This window comes from uncultured Psychroserpens sp., assembly GCF_947501425.1.
GTDB lineage: Bacteria > Bacteroidota > Bacteroidia > Flavobacteriales > Flavobacteriaceae > Psychroserpens.
The window spans coordinates 36,583-54,603 of sequence record NZ_CANMVN010000005.1 but is presented as its reverse complement, the minus strand read 5'-3'; the positions used below and the strand labels follow the sequence as shown (position 1 = coordinate 54,603).

Sequence of the window (18,021 nt, the reverse complement as noted above, 5' to 3'; positions counted from 1 at the left end):
GATCATAGATTTTAAAACAAAAATAATAGAATTGTTGAGTTAATATATACGTTTAACAAATAATTTTGATGGCTATAAAAAACAGTTATAAAGTTGCATCTTTGCATAATAATTTCAAACGTTATGAAGACTGTTTATTTTGATAATGCTGCTACAACGCAAATACGAGATGAAGTGATTGATCGTATGAGTGAAGTTATGAAATATAATTTTGGAAACGCTTCATCTACACATAGTTATGGTAGGCAATCTAAATCTTTAATTGAATCTTCAAGGAAGCGTATTGCATCGCATTTTAATGTTTCTGCAGCCGAGATTGTCTTTACTTCTGGTGGCACTGAAGCTGATAATTTGGTGTTGAGAAGTACTGTTAGAGATCTTGGTGTTAAAGCAATCATTACTTCAAAAATTGAACATCATGCTATTTTGCATACAGTTAATCAGCTGGAGAAAGAATATGGTATCAAAGTGCATTATGTCAACCTTAACGAGAAAGGAGACATCGATATGTCTCATCTGGAAAGTTTGTTGCAGTCTGAGCAAAAGCAATTGGTATCTCTTATGCATATTAATAATGAAATTGGAAACAAACTAGATATCAAGCGTGTGGCCGACTTGTGTAAGGCGAATAATGCACTGTTTCATAGTGATACTGTACAGTCTATTGGACATTACAGAATGGATCTTCAACAGATTCCAATTGATTATTTAGCTGCTAGCGCTCATAAATTTCATGGCCCGAAAGGTGTAGGATTTGCTTTTCTTCGGAAAAATAGCGGACTCCGAGCATCGATTTTTGGTGGTGAGCAGGAGCGTGGTTTAAGAGCAGGAACTGAGTCTATCCATAACATCATAGGACTGGATGAGGCCTTGCATATGTCCTATGAAAACCTTGATGAAGAGCGTGCCTATATTGAAGGCATAAAAACGTATTTTATCGAGCAGCTGAAATCGACATTTTCTGATATCTCATTCAACGGGCAATCAGGCAATATGGATAGAAGTACCTACACGCTCATTAATGTCTGTTTACCAATAGCTGCTGACAAAGCTGGACTATTGCAATTTCAGTTGGATCTTAAAGGGATTGCGTGTTCAAAAGGTAGTGCTTGTCAGAGTGGAAGTTCTCAAAATTCACATGTGCTCACCGAAATTTTAGATGAAGTACACTTGCAGCGACCTTCTGTGCGATTTTCATTCAGTAGGTTTAATACAAAAAGTGATGTAGACTATGTTATTGAGGTCTTAAAAGAGTTTGTGGATTAAAGACTCATAATGTGATTTTCTAAATTATCTTCAGAGGATAAGCTTAGTTTTTTTCTGAGTCGGTATCTGGCTTTTTTAACCCCTTCAAGAGAGATGTTGAGTAGAGATGCAATGGTATTAGAATCAAATTTCATCTTCAATAAGGCAATCAATCTAATGTCATTCTTTGTTAAATTACTGTAAGAGTTAGTGATATTTCCGTAAAAGTCAGGATTCATTTCAATAAATTGATTGGTAAACTGTTCCCAGTTATCATCTATTTGCTTTTCAATATGGAGTTTATTAAACAAATGATTAACTTGAACGTTATTACCGTTTTGCTTTTTGAGCTCTGAGAGGTCAGCTTTTAGCTCTGTTAGGAGTTCATTCTTTTGTGCGATATGTAATGCCTTAGACGCGAGTTCTCGTTTTTGATAGTCTACTTTTTGATTGAGATTATCATTCTCTAATTCTTTCACCTTGGCAATTGCTTCTTGTTTTAGCGCTTTTAGCCTAAACTTATTGATAAATGCATAAGCGATAGCTGCCAATAGAAGTAAAGCAATAAATAAGCTAATATTTCTATTGTTTGATGCCTTGTTTTTTGCTGATAATATATCGTTTTCCTGTTGGTGGATCTTAATTTGATTTTCTCTTTTCTCAGCTTCATAGAATTTTTCTAAGGCTGCTATTTCTTTAATTTTATCCGCACCTAAAATACTATCTTTTAGCTTGATATATTCTTTAAAAGATGCGTGGCTAAGTGTGTTGTTATTAACCTCATAACTGGCGTCGGCAAGTGTTAGTAAGCTTTTTAGTCTAGAGTATTTATCATTAGATATTTTGGATACAGAATCAGATTTCAACGCATATTCATACGCTAGTCTAGGCGCATTCTTCTTTTTGTATGCTACAACCAGAAAATTATAGAGATTGATGTTCAAGCTACTATCATCAATGTTTTTATTGACTTTTAGTGCATTTTTTAGATTGTCAATGGCTTTATTGTAGTCTCCTAATTGAATGTTTAGATTTCCATAATGTTGGTACACGTAAGCATTAGCCAACTGATGTTTATTAATAACAATTTTATGAGCTATCGGCAAATATTTTTGAACACTATCGGTTTGTTTTATATCGAGATAAGATGAGCACATATCAATAAGCGCTATAGCATATCTGAGTTCTTCACCCTTATTTTTATAAATCAAAGCTGCTTTTTTAGTAGCTTCTATAGACTTTTCTTCCTCTTGCATTTCGGAGTAAACCATAGCTAGATCTAAATTGACCATAGCTATTCCTGAGGAATCATTGATTGAGGTGTAGTTCTTTTCTGAATCAATTAAGCTTTTCAAGGCATTCTTGTAGTCACTTAGGTTAATATATGCTGCTCCAATGTAGGATTGTGCATGGGCGATTTTTTCGGTTTCACCACATCTATTAGCAATTTCCAGAGCATGACTGGCGCGTTTTAGTGTAAGATTAGGATCGTCTTGAAACAGTGCAAATCGAGTTAAATTAAATTGACTTACCGCTAATTTACAATCATATCCAGAGGTTTTTATTCTATCATATCCTTTTTGATGCATTTGTTCAGCAATGCTATCCCAATGGCCCATATCTAACCTGAGATTTGCAAATTTGTGATAGAATAAGGCAGCAGTAGTATCGGTTCCTACATGCTCCAACGCATCATTCAAAGTGTCGAATATGCCGAGATCTATTTTTTGTTTTCCAAGGTTTGATTTAAGGTGATTATAAATGCTATCAAGCGCTGTTTTGTCAAATGTTTCAGTTTGTGAAAAATTAAATAAAGATGATAAACAGAATAAAAAAGCACAAAAGGTTTTTTTGATATACATGGTAATCACGTTTAGGTATTCGGTTAAATAATTGATAGCTAATCTTATCTATAAAAATAAGTCTTTTTCAGTGGAAAGAAAAAAGTAAGAACTGATAATTAGATAGTGAATGAAATCACCAATGAGTAAAAACCTCTAATCTTTGGTTTTAATTACTTCGGAACATTGCTTGGTAAGCTTGTAGGTACGTCCGTTAAATTCAAAAAGACAACTGCACGTAAATTGTTCAGTGTCATCAATATCTGAAGATGAAATGGTTTCTATATCTCTGTTATCTGTGCCTTCATTTGAACAATAACATACTGTAGTTAAATCATCAGTATCATAAAACACTGAAATGGACCGACTGATGTCGTCATAAAAAATATGTTGTTCTGCAATTCTTGAACTCACCGAATATTCAAAATCCAATTGAAAGGCACCATCTTCAAAATGAGTTAAAGTAACATATTCCTCAAAACATGCATTGCATCTCATAACATTTCCAAAAAGTAAATATCTCGTTTTATTGTAGGTGTTAAAGGTTTTAATCTCATCATAACCATCGGAGAAAAAAATAGATGTGTCAGTTTCGCTATTCATAGCATCTACTTCAACATAGCTGTTGTTTTTTAGGTAGTACATCCATGACATGCGACTTCTATAAGAACCACCTGTTTTTTCATCTAAAGAAAAATGATACAGTTTATTGTCTTCAGATTTTATAGCATACAATTCATCGTTAAAATGGGTTGTTAAGTCTTTTGTAGTTGCTTCTTTTTGAGACATTACTACTGAAAGTAATCGACCAATTTTGCTTTGAGTGATTGATATGGCATTATACATATCAATTGAATCTGTCACTTTGAGGCCTTCATCGTTAAGATATAATATGGTTTCTATTTTTGAAAGTTTTAAATCTTTAACAGCATATGACTCAGAGCCAAAAGGCGACTGCGTTTGGTAGATCTCCAATTGTTCATTGAGTAGTTTTACCGCTGTGTTGAAATTTGATTCTTGGGCAAAAGTAACATAGGGAATAATTAAAATTAAAACTTTCAAAAATCTCATCTAAAACCTTGTTGATAGTCGCACATTAAATACACGTGGTGTTAAGAAGTTTGGAATAGCAAATTGACGCTTACTATATACATCTCTTACCCAAGTATTAGTAATAGTGTTTTGATTATTGAACATATTGAAAATCTCAATTCCAATAGTAAGTTCTTTAAATTTTTCTTTCCAGCTAGACGTGTAAGTTTTGTTAGGATCTACCATTACATAAGAAATACCCAGATCAGCTCGTCTGTAATCGCGTAAACGGGTTTGGAAATCGTAAGGATCGGCATAACTCGGTGATCCACCTGGAACTCCAGTGTTGTATACCAGATTTAGATACATTTTCAACTCAGGGATGTTAGGTACATAATCCTGAAATAAAATACCAAATTTTAAACGTTGATCTGTTGGTCGTGCAATAAAGCCTCTATCGTCAATATTTTCTTCAGTTTTAAGATAGCCAACACTAAACCAGCTTTCTGTACCTGGAACGAATTCACCATTCAAGCGTAAATCAACACCATAAGCATAAGCTGTAGCATTATTTCTGGCTCTGTAGCGTATTCTAACATTTTCTAAGGTGTAAGGATTTACATCTGACAATCCTTTATAGTAGGCTTCGGAAACCAGCTTAAACGGACGATTCCACAACTGAAAACTATACTCGTTACCAAGAACCACATGAAAGGACTTCTGCGCTTTGACATCGGGTTGTACAACACCTGAAGAATCACGTAGCTCGCGATAGAATGGTGGCTGATAATATAAACCTCCAGACACACGGAAAAGCATATCTTTTTCCCAGTCGGGTTTTATGGCAAATTGGGCTCTCGGACTAAAAACAATTTGATTAGAGCTGGATACACCTTCCTGGTTTGGAACTTCACTGTCTACATTCCAACTGTGAACTCTCACACCAGCATTGTAAAATACATCACTATTTCCTAAAGTAGTTCGTTTACTCCACTGAGCATAGGCTTGAAGTCTGTTTATTTTAACCGAATTAGTTGCTCTTACATTCTGGAATGCAACCAAAGGACCTTCAAATGGTTCGTAAGGTTGATTGTTTGGAATATCAAAAATTGGAGGTCTTACCGAAAATCCTGCACTATCAATAACTTCCCATTCAATCAAGCGGTCTCTGATATCTTCATGGGTGTATTTTAAAGACCATTCTAGTGTGCTTTCCTCATCAAGTTTGTAATCACCTTTGTGTTCTACGTTGACAATAACTGCATCTAAGTCGTTTCTGGCATGTGTGAGTTGTGAGCCAATACCTTCGGAAAACTCAACTTCTCCAAGATTTTCGTCTCCAATATTACTATTCACTTCACCAAGTCTGTATTGTGCTAATATGTCGTAGTACTCTTCTTCAGTCGTATGATAGCCCGAAGCAATAAGTTTTAAAGTGAGATCGTCATTGACGAAATAGTTGGCTTTGAACGCACCAAATGTCGTAAGATACTCGTCTTTCTCTTGTCCGTCATAAAACACCAACAAAGCTACAGGCTCGTCGAGTGTTCCAAAATTGGTTTGCCTGTTCTTTGGTCGGAACGTATATTTATTTAAAGATATATTTCCGAGGAAATTCAAATGAAATTTATCACTGAACTTATAAGTGAGATACGTTTGTGCATCTGCAAAGACAGGTCTTACATTAGTTTCGGTTTCTAAGGAATTAATGAATAAACTATTGTCTCTATAGCGTAAACCAACAATACCTGAAAATTTCGAATCTTTACTCACAGCTTCAGCAGCTACGGAGCCACCTAGCAGGCTGGCTTCAGCACGAACGCCAAAACGAATTGGATTTCGATAAGTAATATCAAGAACAGATGATAATTTATCACCATATTTGGCTTGAAATCCACCTGCGGAAAAATCGACATTCTGAACTAAGTCTGTATTGACAAAACTCAAACCTTCTTGTTGTCCTGAGCGAATTAAAAAAGGTCTGTAGACTTCAATTTCGTTAACATAAACAAGGTTTTCATCAAAGTTTCCACCTCTAACAGAATATTGTGTACTCAATTCATTAGAAATATTTACACCTGGTAGTGTTTTCAGGATATTCTCAACACCTGGTTGTGCGCCTTTAATAGTACGTAACACTTCTGGTGTGATAGTCGTTACGCCGTCTACAGATTGCCTGGTGTTGGTATTAATAACAACCATTCCAATTTGAACAGCATCTACTTTTAGTATTGGATTATACTCAATTTCTTGACCATTTTTTAGATTAAATGTTTGTTCAACACGTTCATGAGAGATGTGTGTAAAAACAATAGTAACATCTTGGTTTGCCGGGATTTTTAATTCAAAGAACCCATTAATATTGGATGTTGTTCCGCTGTCTGTTCCTTTAATTTGGATATTGACATCTTGAATTGGAAAATTTTCATCATTCAAAATGACGCCTTTAATAGTAGCGGTTTGTGATATTCCGAAGAAAGAAAAGCCTAGTAAGGCAATGAGTAGTGTGATGTTTAGCTTCAAGAGGTTGTTTTATTTTCTAAAAAATGTTGCTTCAAATGTAGTATTATTTCCAACATTATCGGTAACAATTACTTTAAGTTTATTTTCGGTTTCTGTACTAATATTATCTTCAAAGTCATACGTTAGGGTATCTTTTTTGTAATCATACTCCATCAAAATCCATTGTCCGTTTATAGTAGCTCTGTAATTACTAATGCCAGATAAATCGTCTTCAATCTTCACTTTTAGACGGTTTAATTTACTGATCCATTTACCATCCTGAAAATTCACAGGTGTAATGGTAGGGCTCACAGAATCAGTAACTAAAGTGAATGTTCCTAATGATTTGGTTCTGGCTGATAACGTATTTCCTATTCGTTTTGTTCTTATATAACTCGGCCTTTGGTAATATCCGTATAATTTAGCGATGAATAATTTTTCTTTATCGACATCACTGTAATTGCTTACATCAAATTTTATATTGTAATTCTTAGTTAACGGAATCACATCTCTGTGTAATTTAAGTGTATCGTTGCTGACACTAAAATCCATATAAAAGTCTTCGTAAAAGGTATGCTTTGGAAAACTTACGGATACAATTCCATCTTGCAGCTCTGTGACTTGATCTGCATAAACATAAGTGTTAGGTTTGAGCTCTGGCATTTCAAGGATTTCTTTTGCAGGTTTTCCTTTTATAGGAATTGATAACCAAGTTTCATTGTCTTTAAAGTCTCTAAGCCTAACTTTATAAACTGTATTTGTGCTGTCTTCAACTTTTACATAACCATTTCCATCAACATCTTTTAGCATGCTTAATGTGTTTCCTTGCTGAACGAATAGCTTTTGTACTCTGGATTTCTTTTCCTTGAAAACTTCAAAGTCTATAAAACGATTGATATGCTTGCTTTCGTCAAAACTAAAACGCTTGAAATCCATTTCAAAGCTTTTATTTCCGTTATAAAACGCCTGTATATTGCTGAGTCCGTTTTTGTTATTTGCCATATCTTGCTGGTCATAACTAACCACTCCAAAACCTATGTCGCCACGCGCTTCAATAGGAGCAGTACTGTAATCCCCATTTTTATTAGGTATTAGTCTTAGCTCTACACGTTTTTTGACATTGTCAACATGTGACTTTCTGTCTTTTGGATAAGCATAAACGGCAAGGAGAATAGGTCGCTTTGTGTCCTTAATATCAATGCCAAATAACATAGGATTTATAGGACGCTCCTCATTATCTCTGATTTCAAAATGGAGATGTGGTCCACCCGAACTACCTGAGTTTCCAGAGAATGCTACAACTTCGTCTGTTGAGACAGGAAGTTCATCGGGTGAAGGAAATACTTCAACCTCATAGCTTTCTTTTTCATATTGACAAGCTTTGATATAAGCTTCTATTTTGGGAGAGAATTTACTTAAATGAGCATAAACAGAAACATAGCCATTTGGATGGGTAATGTAAAGGGCTTTCCCATAACCATAATGTGAAACTTTGATTCTACTCACATAACCCTCGGCAACGGTATACACTTTGAGTCCTGTGCGTTGACGTGTTTTAATGTCTAGACCTGAATGAAAATGATTAGATCGTAACTCTGCGAAAGTACCAGATAAGACCAAATCGATATCTAAAGGGTTTCTAAAATAGTCTTGAGGATAGGGCGTTTGGCTAAAACAAAATTGAGATAAAAATATGACTACAAAAAAATATTTCATGTTTCTGATGTGCTACGTTAAACTTCTTTAACGTAAAAATATTGATTTTAATTTAATATAGAAAATATTCTATAAGTGTATTCTCTCATAGAAAAAGTGAATATCTGTAAAAAAGTAAAAATAACAAACTAAAACTTATAAAAAGGAGTTAAAGTATATTTATAAATCGTTAAGGACTAGTGATTATGCCTAGGATGACAGTATTAATTTCAAAAATAATAGGAAAACAATTGCTATTTTTCACTTAGTATATTAACTTTGTTACATCAGTATTGAAATTTGTAAATGAGTAAAATTGAAGATGTTGTAGATTCTTTAGAGAATAAAATAAGTAAAGTTTTGCACAAACTTGAAGTGTTGAAACAAACCAATGCAAAAATTTCAGAAGAATTAGCAATACAACAACAAAAAAGTATTCAACAGCAAGAAGAAATAAGTTCTTGGGTTGAAAAATATGAATCACTCAAAGTTGCAAACTCATTACTGGGCAGTGACGAGAATAACAGAGAAACCAAGCTCAAAATAAATACGTTAATCAGAGATATTGATCATTGTATAGCTCAATTATCTGAATAATGTTAACTATAATTCATGGCAGAACAGCTTAAAATAAAGCTATCTATAGCTAATAGAGTTTACCCTTTAACAATTGCACCAAGTCAAGAAGAAGGGTTGCGAAAAGCAGCTAAAAAGATTGAAGCCATGATTACTCAGTTTGAGCAAAATTATTCTGTTCGAGATAAGCAAGATGTGTTAGCCATGTGTGCTTTACAGTTTGCTACTCAAGTAGAACAGAAAACAATAGATAAAGCCAGTGTTAGTGAAGAAGTAGAGGAAAAGCTCAATGCTTTAAATCAACTGCTTAACGATCATTTAAGTGCATAACGTTCTTTAAAATAAAATAGGTTACTGCCTACATTAGTTATTATTTTTTGATAAACTCAACGTTAATTCTTTAAAAAGGGTGAGTTTAAGTTGTAAAACCGTGCTGCTATTACTGATTTATTTCAGTTCTTGGGCAGATTTTTGATCAGCTTGTTAGCCCTAAACTTGTTTTTAAGGAGTTTATACAAAATCCAAAACTGATGTAGGCTTTTTTTTTTACATATAAACACTAACTAAACATGGATACGAACACAATTTTAATGATTGTTGGAGGAGTAGTACTAGGTATTGTACTCGGATATATTATTGCAAAAACATTAGAAAAAAGCAATGCATCTAAGCTAATAAAGGATGCCAAAAGTGAAGCCAATTCAATTTTGAAACAAGCTAAGAGCGAAGGAGAGTCTATCAAAAAAGATAAAATTCTTCAAGCTAAAGAAAAATTTATTGAACTTAAAGCAGAACACGAAAAGGTCATTTTATCTCGTGACAAAAAGATGGCTGAAGCCGAAAAACGCACAAGAGATAAAGAATCTCAGGTGTCAAGTGAGTTGGCAAAGAATAAAAAATCAAATCAATCTTTAGAGGATAAAATAAAGGATTATAATTTCCGACTTGAATTCTTGGAAAAAAAGAAGGATGAAGTTGAAAAGGCTCACAAGAGTCAAATCAAACAACTAGAGGTAATCTCTGGTCTATCTGCTGAAGATGCTAAAGAACAATTGGTAGAGTCTCTTAAAAGTGAAGCTAAAACCGATGCAATGAGTTATATCCAAGATCGATTGGAAGAAGCTAAATTAACAGCACAGCAAGAAGCCAAAAAAGTAATTATTAATACCATACAACGTATAGGAACAGAAGAAGCCATTGATAATTGTGTGTCTGTATTTAATATCGAATCTGATGATGTTAAAGGAAGGATAATTGGTCGTGAAGGACGAAATATTCGTGCAATAGAGGCAGCTACAGGTGTAGAAATTATTGTTGATGATACTCCTGAAGCTATTATTTTGTCATGCTTTGATTCTGTGAGACGTGAGATCGCACGTTTATCACTTCATAAGCTGGTTACTGATGGTAGAATTCATCCAGCTCGAATTGAAGAGGTGGTTAGAAAGACTCAAAAACAAATTGAACAAGAAATTGTTGAAGTAGGGAAGCGTACTGTTATCGATCTTGGTATTCACGGATTACATCCAGAATTAATCAAATTAGTCGGACGTATGAAATACCGTTCGTCTTATGGTCAAAACTTATTGCAGCACTCAAGAGAAGTTGCAAAACTTTGTGGTGTCATGGCAGCCGAATTAGGTCTCAATCCTAAATTGGCTAAGCGTGCTGGATTATTACATGATATTGGAAAGGTACCATCATCTGAAGCGGATATGGAAACACCTCACGCTATTTTAGGAATGCAATGGGCAGAAAAACATGGTGAAAAACCTGAAGTATGTAATGCTATTGGAGCTCACCACGATGAAATAGAAATGACTACATTATTATCACCAATTGTTCAGGTTTGTGATGCCATCTCAGGAGCTAGACCAGGTGCAAGACGACAAGTATTGGACTCTTATATCCAACGACTTAAGGATTTGGAAGATGTTGCTTTTGGTTTCAATGGTGTTAATAAAGCTTACGCCATACAAGCTGGACGTGAACTTCGTGTGATGGTTGAAAGTGAAAAGGTCTCTGATGAGCAAGCCGCTAATTTGTCGTTTGAAATTTCGCAAAAAATCCAAACCGACATGACTTATCCAGGTCAGGTTAAAGTTACAGTAATTAGAGAGACCAGAGCAGTAAATATTGCAAAGTAGTCTTCAGAAAAATAGATAATTAAAAGCGCTTCAATTGAGGCGTTTTTATTTGTTAAAGCTTAGTGTAAATGTTGTGCCCTCGTTGAGTTTGCTCTCCACATCAATAGTACCACCTAATGCTTCAATTTGAGTCTTAGTAATGTATAAACCAATACCTCTTGAATCTTCTCGATTTGTACCATGAAAGGTCTGATACATTTCAAATAGTTGATTTTTAAATTTTTCAGTATCTATTCCAATACCATTATCTGAAACTAAAATCGTTACATCACTATCAGTTACTTCAGATTTTATAATAATCTTACCATGTCGCTCAGGATGTCGGTATTTTATACCATTAGAAATTAAATTAAAGATAATGCTTTCCAAATATGACCTGTTAGCAAATAGCTCAACATCTTTTTCAATAGTATTGAAAATGGCAATTTCGTTGTTGGCAATATCAATTTCAAGGTTATTAATTACTTTCTCTACAGAATCAAATACATTAACATTCTCATTTAGATCATTAGAATTGGATTTAGACTTAATGCTGATAATGTCATCAAGATCAACTATTGTAGAGGTTAATCCTTCAGAAATGGTCTTTAAATGTCCCATTAGCTCTTCTCTTTCAGTTTCAGAGTTTGTATCATCATAGAATTCTAAGATGTTTTTGAAATTACCAATATGAGTTTTCAAATTGTGGGATACTATATGCGTAAAATTATGGAGTCTCTTGTTTTGACTGGTAATGAGTTGAAGATATTTCTCTAGTTGCTCTTCTTTTTCAACCATTGAAGTAATATCTGTATGCGTGCCTATGATGCGTTTATATTTTCCTTCAGGTGTCCACTCAACCACTTTTCCTTTATCTCTAATCCATTTGTAAGTACCATCCTCGCATTTGATGCGATGTTCGTTTTCATACATATCAGTACTATTATCTAAATGGTCCTGAAATGCTTTGAAGTAATCGGTTCTGTCTTCTGGATGTACGCGATCGTTCCAATCGTTTGGATTATTTCCAAAATTAGGATCTTTCACACCTATGATCTGTTTGGAGCCTTCAGAGAAAAAAACTCGATTTAATTCAGCATCATATTCCCAAAGTCCGATGCTGGAATACTCCAAAGCTAATTGCCATTTTGAAGCGTCTAGTGAGAGTGAATCATCGTTTTTTGATCTTTGACTCGAAAGTTTATTAAATAACATTTTCATAGGTTAAATTTTAAATTTAGACACAGTAATATTTAAAATGTCACTAAAATTTAAATGTAGAAACTACTGTCTTGGATGATAGGTCATTAGCACATCTTTTAAATGCGAACGGTCTACATGCATGTAAATTTCAGTAGTAGTGATACTCTCATGACCAAGCATGAGCTGTATAGCCCTTAGATCGGCTCCATTTTCTAATAAATGTGTGGCAAATGAATGTCTAAAGGTATGAGGAGATATGACCTTATTTAAATTGATGGTCTTCGCTAAGTCCTTAATAATAGTAAAAATCATAGCTCTTGTTAACTGTTTACCTCTGTTGTTAAGAAACAACGTATCTGTATGCTGAGAATCTATAGTCATATGTGCTCTTATCTCTAACCATATGGTAATGTATTTTTGAGTATTAGAGCCAATTGGAACAAAACGTTGTTTATCACCTTTACCAGTCACTTTAATGAAGCCCTCATCAAAAAATAAATCAGATATGTTTAGATTAATAAGTTCACTAACCCGCAATCCACAACTGTAGAGCGTTTCTAGAATAGTTCTGTTACGTTCTCCAATTTGGACACCATTGTACGTTTTACTTAAGTCTATTGCATCAATTAAAGCATCAATTTCATCTGTAGAGAGTGTGTCGGGAAGCTTCCTTCCAATTTTTGGAGATTCAATATGATCTAATGGATTGGTGGTTCTGTAGTCTTCAAAAACCAAATAACTAAAAAAACTTCTTAATCCGGATATTAACCGTGACTGTGATCTTGAATTGAGCTGTTTGGAAGCTTCATAGATAAATGCTTGAATTGTTTCATGCGTTATATGAATAGGAGAGACACTAATATTATTTTTCGAGATATAACTTATTAGCTTTTCGACATCTAGCTGATAATTTGTGATAGAATTAGCAGATAATCCCCTCTCAATTTTAAGGTAATATGTATAGTCTTTTAAGGCGTTTTGCCACTTCATAGGTTCAAATTGAATGCAAGTTGTTGATTAATAGTATAAAAATACTATAATTTTTGCCTTGAAAACTATAAAATGCATACGTAATATGTCGTATTTTGATCAAAAATTGTTAATAACTAAAAATTTTAAAATACTGTTTTTCAGTAACTTACAATTTTTTGTTTATAAAATTGTTCATAAGATGTAAAAAAATGTTTATAATCTAAAAAAAAAGCGTTTAGTTTGTATCAATCAATTTTAAAACTTTTTAATTATGAAAAAATTAATGTTATTAGCTGCTGTTGCAGTTTTCGGATTTACTACCATGAATGCTCAAGAAGTAAAATTTGGAGCTAAAGCTGGTTTAAACTTAGCTTCTATTGGTGGAGATGACGTAAGTGACCTTAAATCAAGAACCGCTTTCCATATTGGAGCAGTTGCTGAAATTGGAATTTCTGATAAATTTGCTGTTCAGCCAGAATTATTATACTCTGCTCAAGGAGCTAAAGCTGATCAAGGAGATGGAGAGATTAAGTTAGACTACATTAGCATTCCTGTAATGGCTAAGTATATGGTAGCTGACGGTTTTGCAATCGAAGCTGGTCCTCAAGTGGGAATTCTTGCTTCTGCAAAATTAGACGATGGTACTGATGAAGTAGATGTTAAAGACGAAGTTAGTGGTATCGATTTTGGTGTAGGTTTAGGAGCTAGCTATAGACTAGAGAGCGGATTAAACTTTGCAGCTCGTTATAACTTAGGTTTATCAAACATTAATGATTTTGAAGGATCTGATAACTTCAAAAATCAAAACAATGTATTCCAAATTTCTGTTGGATATTTCTTTAACTAAGAGATAATTATAGTAAAAAAAGGAAGTCAAAAGACTTCCTTTTTTTATACTTATATATCGCTGAAAGTTGTAATTTTATCGATGAAACGCATAAATTTATGCGTTTTTTCTTGTTTCATATCATAGCAACATATATATTTGCCGACCAATTTAAAATTTAAAACCAAATTATTTAAACTTAATTATTATGAAAAAATTATTACTTATGGCTGCAGTTGCAGTATTCGGATTTACAAATGTAAATGCACAAGATGAAAACACAACTGGTGGTTTTGCTAAAGATGATGTTTATGTTTCTGGTACTGTTGGATTTAGTAACACAAAAGTTGCTGATGTAAAATCTAACGAATTTACATTTTCTCCAGCTGTTGGATACTTTATCAGTGACAACATTGCTTTAGAAGCAAACTTATTAGTTGGATCTGGAGAAGATTTTGACGAAGATAAAACGTCTACATTTGGTGCTGGTTTAGGTGCTACATACTTTTTTACACCTTCAAGCCAGTTTTCATTTACAGTAGGTGCTGGAGTTGCTTACGCAAGTTCTAAATTTGAGCCAAACGGTGGAGAAGAGTCTAAAGTTAATTCTTTTGGAGTTGCTGTATCGCCAGGACTTAACTATTTCGTATCTGATTGTTTCGCTTTAAGAGCTTCTGTTGGAGCATTATCTTATACAAGTGCTAAACCAGATTTCGATGGAGCAGAAGCAACAAACACTTTCGGATTAAACTTAGATTTATCTGATATCAACTTTGGTGTTGTTTACAAATTCTAATACAATCCTAACAATATATAAAAGGTCAAAGCAATAAGCTTTGGCCTTTTTTTATTCATTGTTAATTTACGATTTTTTACACAATTATTTGTAAGTAAAGTCTTAGTTTCGTTTCCTTAACTTTAAACTAAACCTATTATGAAAAAAGTACTTTTAATTGCTGTTGCTGCAATTTTTGGAATGACTACGACTAATGCACAATCTGACAAAGGTGATTTTACCTTAGCACCACAAATTGGAGTTAATATATCATCTTATGCATCTGATGCTGATTTTAACACAAGAACCTCAATAGCTGGTGGTGTTGTTGCTGAATATTATTTTAGTGATCGTTGGAGTTTTAGATCTGGATTGATCTACGACGCTATGGGAGCTGAAGATAGTTTTGGAAACATAGATAAGTTGAACTATATCACATTACCGTTAAATGCAAACTGGCATTTTGGTTCTAAAAGAAACTGGTATTTAAATTTCGGACCTGCAGTTTCGTTTTTAGCAAGTGCCAATGCAGAATTAACTGATGGACAAGAATTTGATCTTAAAGATTTCGTTCCTAGTACAGATATTGGTCTAACTATTGGTATTGGATACAAATTCAATATTGATGAGAACACACAAATGTATATTGATTATCAAGGGTATGGTGGATTTACCAATCTTGATGATACTGATGCTTTACCTTACGATATCAGAAACTCTAGAAGTTCATTTAATGTAGGCGTAATATTTAATTTATAAGCACATTATACAATTTGATATTAGAACCGAAGCTTTGCTTCGGTTTTTTTATGTTTGAAATTTAATATCTTTACTCTATGAAAAAACTCATTATTATCAATGGTCCTAATATCAATTTATTAGGTAAACGAGAGACTAATATCTACGGAAATCAATCCTTTGAGGATTTTTTTGATGCTATGGTCAATAAGTATCCCAATATCACGTTAGAACAATATCAATCTAATATAGAAGGAGAACTCATTGATAAAATTCAAGATGTAGGTTACAGTTATGATGGGATTATTCTCAATGCAGCAGCTTATACGCATAGCTCTATTGGAATAGGAGATGTTGTTAAAGCTGTTGAAACACCTGTTATTGAGGTTCATATTTCTAACACCTTCTCCAGAGAAGCGTTTAGACATCAATCTTATATTTCTCCTAATGCTCAAGGTGTTATTCTGGGTTTTGGTCTCAAGAGTTATGAGTTGGCTATCCAGAGTTTCTTAGATTGAATTACTTGTAAATAGTAACCATTTATCTAAAAATAGTTCTAATGATGAAACATTATTTGCTAACTGTTCTAATAAGTGCATTCATAAGTTTTAACACTAATGCTCAATCTCATGTTGATTTTGGAGTAAAGGGCGGACTCAATATCACCTTTTTTCAGGTTAATGAAGCCAATTTTGGTCCCAATACCGAAACTGAAGTAGGTTACTATGGAGGTGTTTTTGCCGATTTTTATGTGAGTGAGTCTTTCTCATTTCAGCCAGAGTTGCTATATATTGGGCTTGGAGATTTTAAATTTTTAAATGCACCATTATATGCTAAATATGAAGTAGCTCATAATTTGGATATTCTTCTTGGTCCGAGTTTAAACTATTTCTTTGATTTTTTTACTAATAAATTTAAAGTGAGAGGCGATGTAAGTATGGCCTATAATATTACTGATGATCTAGATGTGCACATAAAATACACCTTAGGTTTTGAAGAAATTTCTCCTAATGGTTTATTCTTCGGATTAGGATATCGATTATAAAAAAAAAGCGATTCAGAAATGAATCGCTTTTTTTAATTTATATGTTTGTTATTATAAGTGTATCACTTCATCATAAGCATCTGCTACAGCTTCCATAACAGCTTCACTCATTGTTGGGTGTGGATGAATAGCTTTCAAAACTTCATGACCTGTAGTTTCTAATTTTCTACCCAATACAGCTTCTGCAATCATATCTGTTACACCAGCACCAATCATGTGGCAGCCTAACCATTCACCGTATTTAGCATCAAAAATAACTTTTACAAATCCGTCTTTATTTCCTCCTGCGCTTGCCTTTCCAGAAGCAGAAAATGGGAATTTTCCAACTTTGATATCAATACCTTGCTCTTTGGCTTGCTTTTCTGTTAGACCTACACTTGCAATTTCTGGAGAACAATAGGTACAACCTGGTACATTTCCGTAGTCTAAAGCCTCAACATGATGGCCAGCTATTTTTTCTACACAAAGGATACCTTCAGCAGAAGCAACGTGAGCCAATGCTTGTCCAGGTGTTACATCACCAATAGCATAATATCCAGGGATATTAGTTTGGTAGTAATCATTGACTAAAATTTTATCTCTATCTACAGCAATACCTACATCTTCTAACCCTATATTTTCAATATTTGATTTAATTCCTACAGCAGATAACACCAAATCAGCTTCAAGTACCTCTTCACCTTTTTTGGTCTTTACCGTAGCTTTAACACCTGTTCCAGAAGTATCTACTTTAGTCACTTCCGAAGAGGTCATAACCTTGATGCCACTTTTCTTAAATGAGCGTTCCAATTGTTTTGACACCTCTTCATCCTCAACTGGGACAATATTTGGTAGGTATTCAACAATAGTCACTTCAGTTCCCATAGAGTTGTAGAAATAAGCAAACTCCACACCAATAGCACCAGAACCAACCACAATCATTTTCTTAGGTTGTTTATCTAATGTCATAGCTTCTCGGTAACCAATCACTTTTTTACCATCCTGAGGAAGGCTTGGTAACTCTCGTGAACGTGCTCCTGTAGCAATGATAATGTGGTCAGCACTATAGTCTTTTCCATCTACTTCAACTTTTTTACCAGTTTTCAATGTTCCGTAGCCTTCAATCACATCAATTTTGTTCTTCTTCATTAAAAATTGAACACCTTTACTCATACCATCGGCAACACCACGACTACGTTTTACAACAGCATCAAAATCATGATCGGCATCTTTTACCTTTAATCCGTAATCTTCTGCATGCTTTAAATATTCAAAAACTTGAGCAGATTTAAGCAAAGCTTTAGTAGGAATACAACCCCAATTAAGGCAAACACCGCCTAAGCTTTCTTTTTCTACAATAGCAGTTTTAAAGCCTAATTGAGAAGCTCTAATTGCAGTTACGTAGCCTCCAGGACCACTACCAAGTACTATAATATCATATTTACTCATGAGTCTATTTTTGTCTG

16 protein-coding genes and 1 other RNA gene are annotated in these 18,021 nt (G+C 33.9%); 10 read left to right on the top strand and 7 right to left on the bottom strand.

Going from position 1 to position 18,021, the window contains the following annotated elements; translation table 11 throughout:
- Positions 1–123: 123 nt before the first annotated feature.
- Complete coding sequence (locus Q0951_RS08725; RefSeq protein ID WP_299336196.1) at positions 124–1,266, top strand: cysteine desulfurase family protein; 1,143 nt, start codon at positions 124–126, stop codon at positions 1,264–1,266.
- Here Q0951_RS08725 and Q0951_RS08720 read toward each other — a convergent pair.
- From Q0951_RS08720 to Q0951_RS08705, 4 genes are all read right to left on the bottom strand, one after another.
- Positions 1,263–3,107, bottom strand: coding sequence for a hypothetical protein (locus tag Q0951_RS08720; RefSeq protein ID WP_299336195.1), 1,845 nt, complete (start codon positions 3,105–3,107; stop codon positions 1,263–1,265). The genes Q0951_RS08725 and Q0951_RS08720 overlap by 4 nt on opposite strands.
- A gap of 135 nt (positions 3,108–3,242) precedes the next feature.
- Positions 3,243–4,157: a hypothetical protein gene (locus tag Q0951_RS08715; RefSeq protein ID WP_299336194.1), complete on the bottom strand. Its 915-nt coding sequence runs from the start codon at positions 4,155–4,157 to the stop codon at positions 3,243–3,245.
- Complete coding sequence (locus Q0951_RS08710; RefSeq protein ID WP_299336193.1) at positions 4,158–6,641, bottom strand: TonB-dependent receptor; 2,484 nt, start codon at positions 6,639–6,641, stop codon at positions 4,158–4,160.
- A gap of 9 nt (positions 6,642–6,650) precedes the next feature.
- The gene (locus Q0951_RS08705; RefSeq protein ID WP_299336192.1) at positions 6,651–8,336 is read right to left on the bottom strand and encodes a M23 family metallopeptidase; all 1,686 of its coding nucleotides are present in this window, start codon (positions 8,334–8,336) and stop codon (positions 6,651–6,653) included.
- Between the two features lie 285 nt (positions 8,337–8,621).
- Here Q0951_RS08705 and Q0951_RS08700 point away from each other — a divergent pair, with 285 nt between their 5' ends.
- The 4 genes from Q0951_RS08700 to rny all read left to right on the top strand — a co-directional run bounded on the left by Q0951_RS08700 (position 8,622) and on the right by rny (position 11,038).
- Positions 8,622–8,912, top strand: a complete 291-nt coding sequence (locus Q0951_RS08700; RefSeq protein WP_299336191.1) for a hypothetical protein — start codon at positions 8,622–8,624, stop codon at positions 8,910–8,912.
- A 15-nt stretch (positions 8,913–8,927) separates the two neighbouring features.
- On the top strand, positions 8,928–9,221 hold the full coding sequence (locus Q0951_RS08695; RefSeq protein WP_299336190.1) for a cell division protein ZapA: 294 nt from the start codon (positions 8,928–8,930) through the stop codon (positions 9,219–9,221).
- A 54-nt stretch (positions 9,222–9,275) separates the two neighbouring features.
- A non-coding RNA gene (gene ssrS, locus Q0951_RS08690) (6S RNA) lies at positions 9,276–9,403 on the top strand.
- A gap of 57 nt (positions 9,404–9,460) precedes the next feature.
- Positions 9,461–11,038, top strand: coding sequence for a ribonuclease Y (rny, locus tag Q0951_RS08685; RefSeq protein WP_299336189.1), 1,578 nt, complete (start codon positions 9,461–9,463; stop codon positions 11,036–11,038).
- 45 nt (positions 11,039–11,083) lie between these two features.
- Here the strand turns inward: rny and Q0951_RS08680 are convergent, their stop codons facing one another.
- Positions 11,084–12,238, bottom strand: coding sequence for a PAS domain-containing sensor histidine kinase (locus Q0951_RS08680; RefSeq protein ID WP_299336188.1), 1,155 nt, complete (start codon positions 12,236–12,238; stop codon positions 11,084–11,086).
- A 63-nt stretch (positions 12,239–12,301) separates the two neighbouring features.
- Positions 12,302–13,210 (bottom strand): site-specific tyrosine recombinase/integron integrase, encoded by a 909-nt coding sequence (gene xerA, locus Q0951_RS08675; protein WP_299336187.1) that lies wholly within the window; start codon positions 13,208–13,210, stop codon positions 12,302–12,304.
- A gap of 253 nt (positions 13,211–13,463) precedes the next feature.
- On the opposite strand from xerA, the gene Q0951_RS08670 reads away from it, so the two are divergent.
- The 5 genes from Q0951_RS08670 to Q0951_RS08650 all read left to right on the top strand — a co-directional run bounded on the left by Q0951_RS08670 (position 13,464) and on the right by Q0951_RS08650 (position 16,576).
- Positions 13,464–14,039, top strand: coding sequence for a porin family protein (locus tag Q0951_RS08670; RefSeq protein ID WP_299336186.1), 576 nt, complete (start codon positions 13,464–13,466; stop codon positions 14,037–14,039).
- 187 nt (positions 14,040–14,226) lie between these two features.
- Complete coding sequence (locus tag Q0951_RS08665) at positions 14,227–14,814, top strand: OmpW family outer membrane protein (RefSeq protein WP_299336185.1); 588 nt, start codon at positions 14,227–14,229, stop codon at positions 14,812–14,814.
- 138 nt (positions 14,815–14,952) lie between these two features.
- A complete protein-coding gene (locus tag Q0951_RS08660; RefSeq protein ID WP_299336184.1) occupies positions 14,953–15,552 on the top strand; it encodes a porin family protein in 600 nt (199 codons plus the stop codon).
- 77 nt (positions 15,553–15,629) lie between these two features.
- Positions 15,630–16,049 carry a type II 3-dehydroquinate dehydratase gene (locus Q0951_RS08655; protein ID WP_299336183.1) on the top strand — a complete coding sequence of 140 codons (420 nt, stop codon included), beginning with the start codon at positions 15,630–15,632 and terminating at the stop codon, positions 16,047–16,049.
- Between the two features lie 41 nt (positions 16,050–16,090).
- The gene (locus Q0951_RS08650) at positions 16,091–16,576 is read left to right on the top strand and encodes an outer membrane beta-barrel protein (RefSeq protein ID WP_299336182.1); all 486 of its coding nucleotides are present in this window, start codon (positions 16,091–16,093) and stop codon (positions 16,574–16,576) included.
- 51 nt (positions 16,577–16,627) lie between these two features.
- Here Q0951_RS08650 and lpdA read toward each other — a convergent pair whose 3' ends face one another.
- Positions 16,628–18,004 (bottom strand): dihydrolipoyl dehydrogenase, encoded by a 1,377-nt coding sequence (gene lpdA, locus Q0951_RS08645; protein ID WP_299336181.1) that lies wholly within the window; start codon positions 18,002–18,004, stop codon positions 16,628–16,630.
- Positions 18,005–18,021: the final 17 nt, after the last annotated feature.

Excerpts from the sequence above, each read along its gene's own strand:
- rny (WP_299336189.1), top strand. The coding sequence starts at position 9,461 with ATGGATACGAACACAATTTTAATGATTGTTGGAGGAGTAGTACTAGGT.
- Q0951_RS08655 (WP_299336183.1), top strand. The coding sequence starts at position 15,630 with ATGAAAAAACTCATTATTATCAATGGTCCTAATATCAATTTATTAGGT.
- Q0951_RS08680 (WP_299336188.1), bottom strand. The coding sequence starts at position 12,238 with ATGAAAATGTTATTTAATAAACTTTCGAGTCAAAGATCAAAAAACGAT.
- Q0951_RS08700 (WP_299336191.1), top strand. The coding sequence starts at position 8,622 with ATGAGTAAAATTGAAGATGTTGTAGATTCTTTAGAGAATAAAATAAGT.
- Q0951_RS08720 (WP_299336195.1), bottom strand. The coding sequence starts at position 3,107 with ATGTATATCAAAAAAACCTTTTGTGCTTTTTTATTCTGTTTATCATCT.
- Q0951_RS08670 (WP_299336186.1), top strand. The coding sequence starts at position 13,464 with ATGAAAAAATTAATGTTATTAGCTGCTGTTGCAGTTTTCGGATTTACT.
- Q0951_RS08660 (WP_299336184.1), top strand. The coding sequence starts at position 14,953 with ATGAAAAAAGTACTTTTAATTGCTGTTGCTGCAATTTTTGGAATGACT.
- Q0951_RS08715 (WP_299336194.1), bottom strand. The coding sequence starts at position 4,157 with ATGAGATTTTTGAAAGTTTTAATTTTAATTATTCCCTATGTTACTTTT.
- xerA (WP_299336187.1), bottom strand. The coding sequence starts at position 13,210 with ATGAAGTGGCAAAACGCCTTAAAAGACTATACATATTACCTTAAAATT.
- Q0951_RS08695 (WP_299336190.1), top strand. The coding sequence starts at position 8,928 with ATGGCAGAACAGCTTAAAATAAAGCTATCTATAGCTAATAGAGTTTAC.
- Q0951_RS08650 (WP_299336182.1), top strand. The coding sequence starts at position 16,091 with ATGATGAAACATTATTTGCTAACTGTTCTAATAAGTGCATTCATAAGT.
- Q0951_RS08725 (WP_299336196.1), top strand. The coding sequence starts at position 124 with ATGAAGACTGTTTATTTTGATAATGCTGCTACAACGCAAATACGAGAT.
- lpdA (WP_299336181.1), bottom strand. The coding sequence starts at position 18,004 with ATGAGTAAATATGATATTATAGTACTTGGTAGTGGTCCTGGAGGCTAC.
- Q0951_RS08705 (WP_299336192.1), bottom strand. The coding sequence starts at position 8,336 with ATGAAATATTTTTTTGTAGTCATATTTTTATCTCAATTTTGTTTTAGC.
- Q0951_RS08665 (WP_299336185.1), top strand. The coding sequence starts at position 14,227 with ATGAAAAAATTATTACTTATGGCTGCAGTTGCAGTATTCGGATTTACA.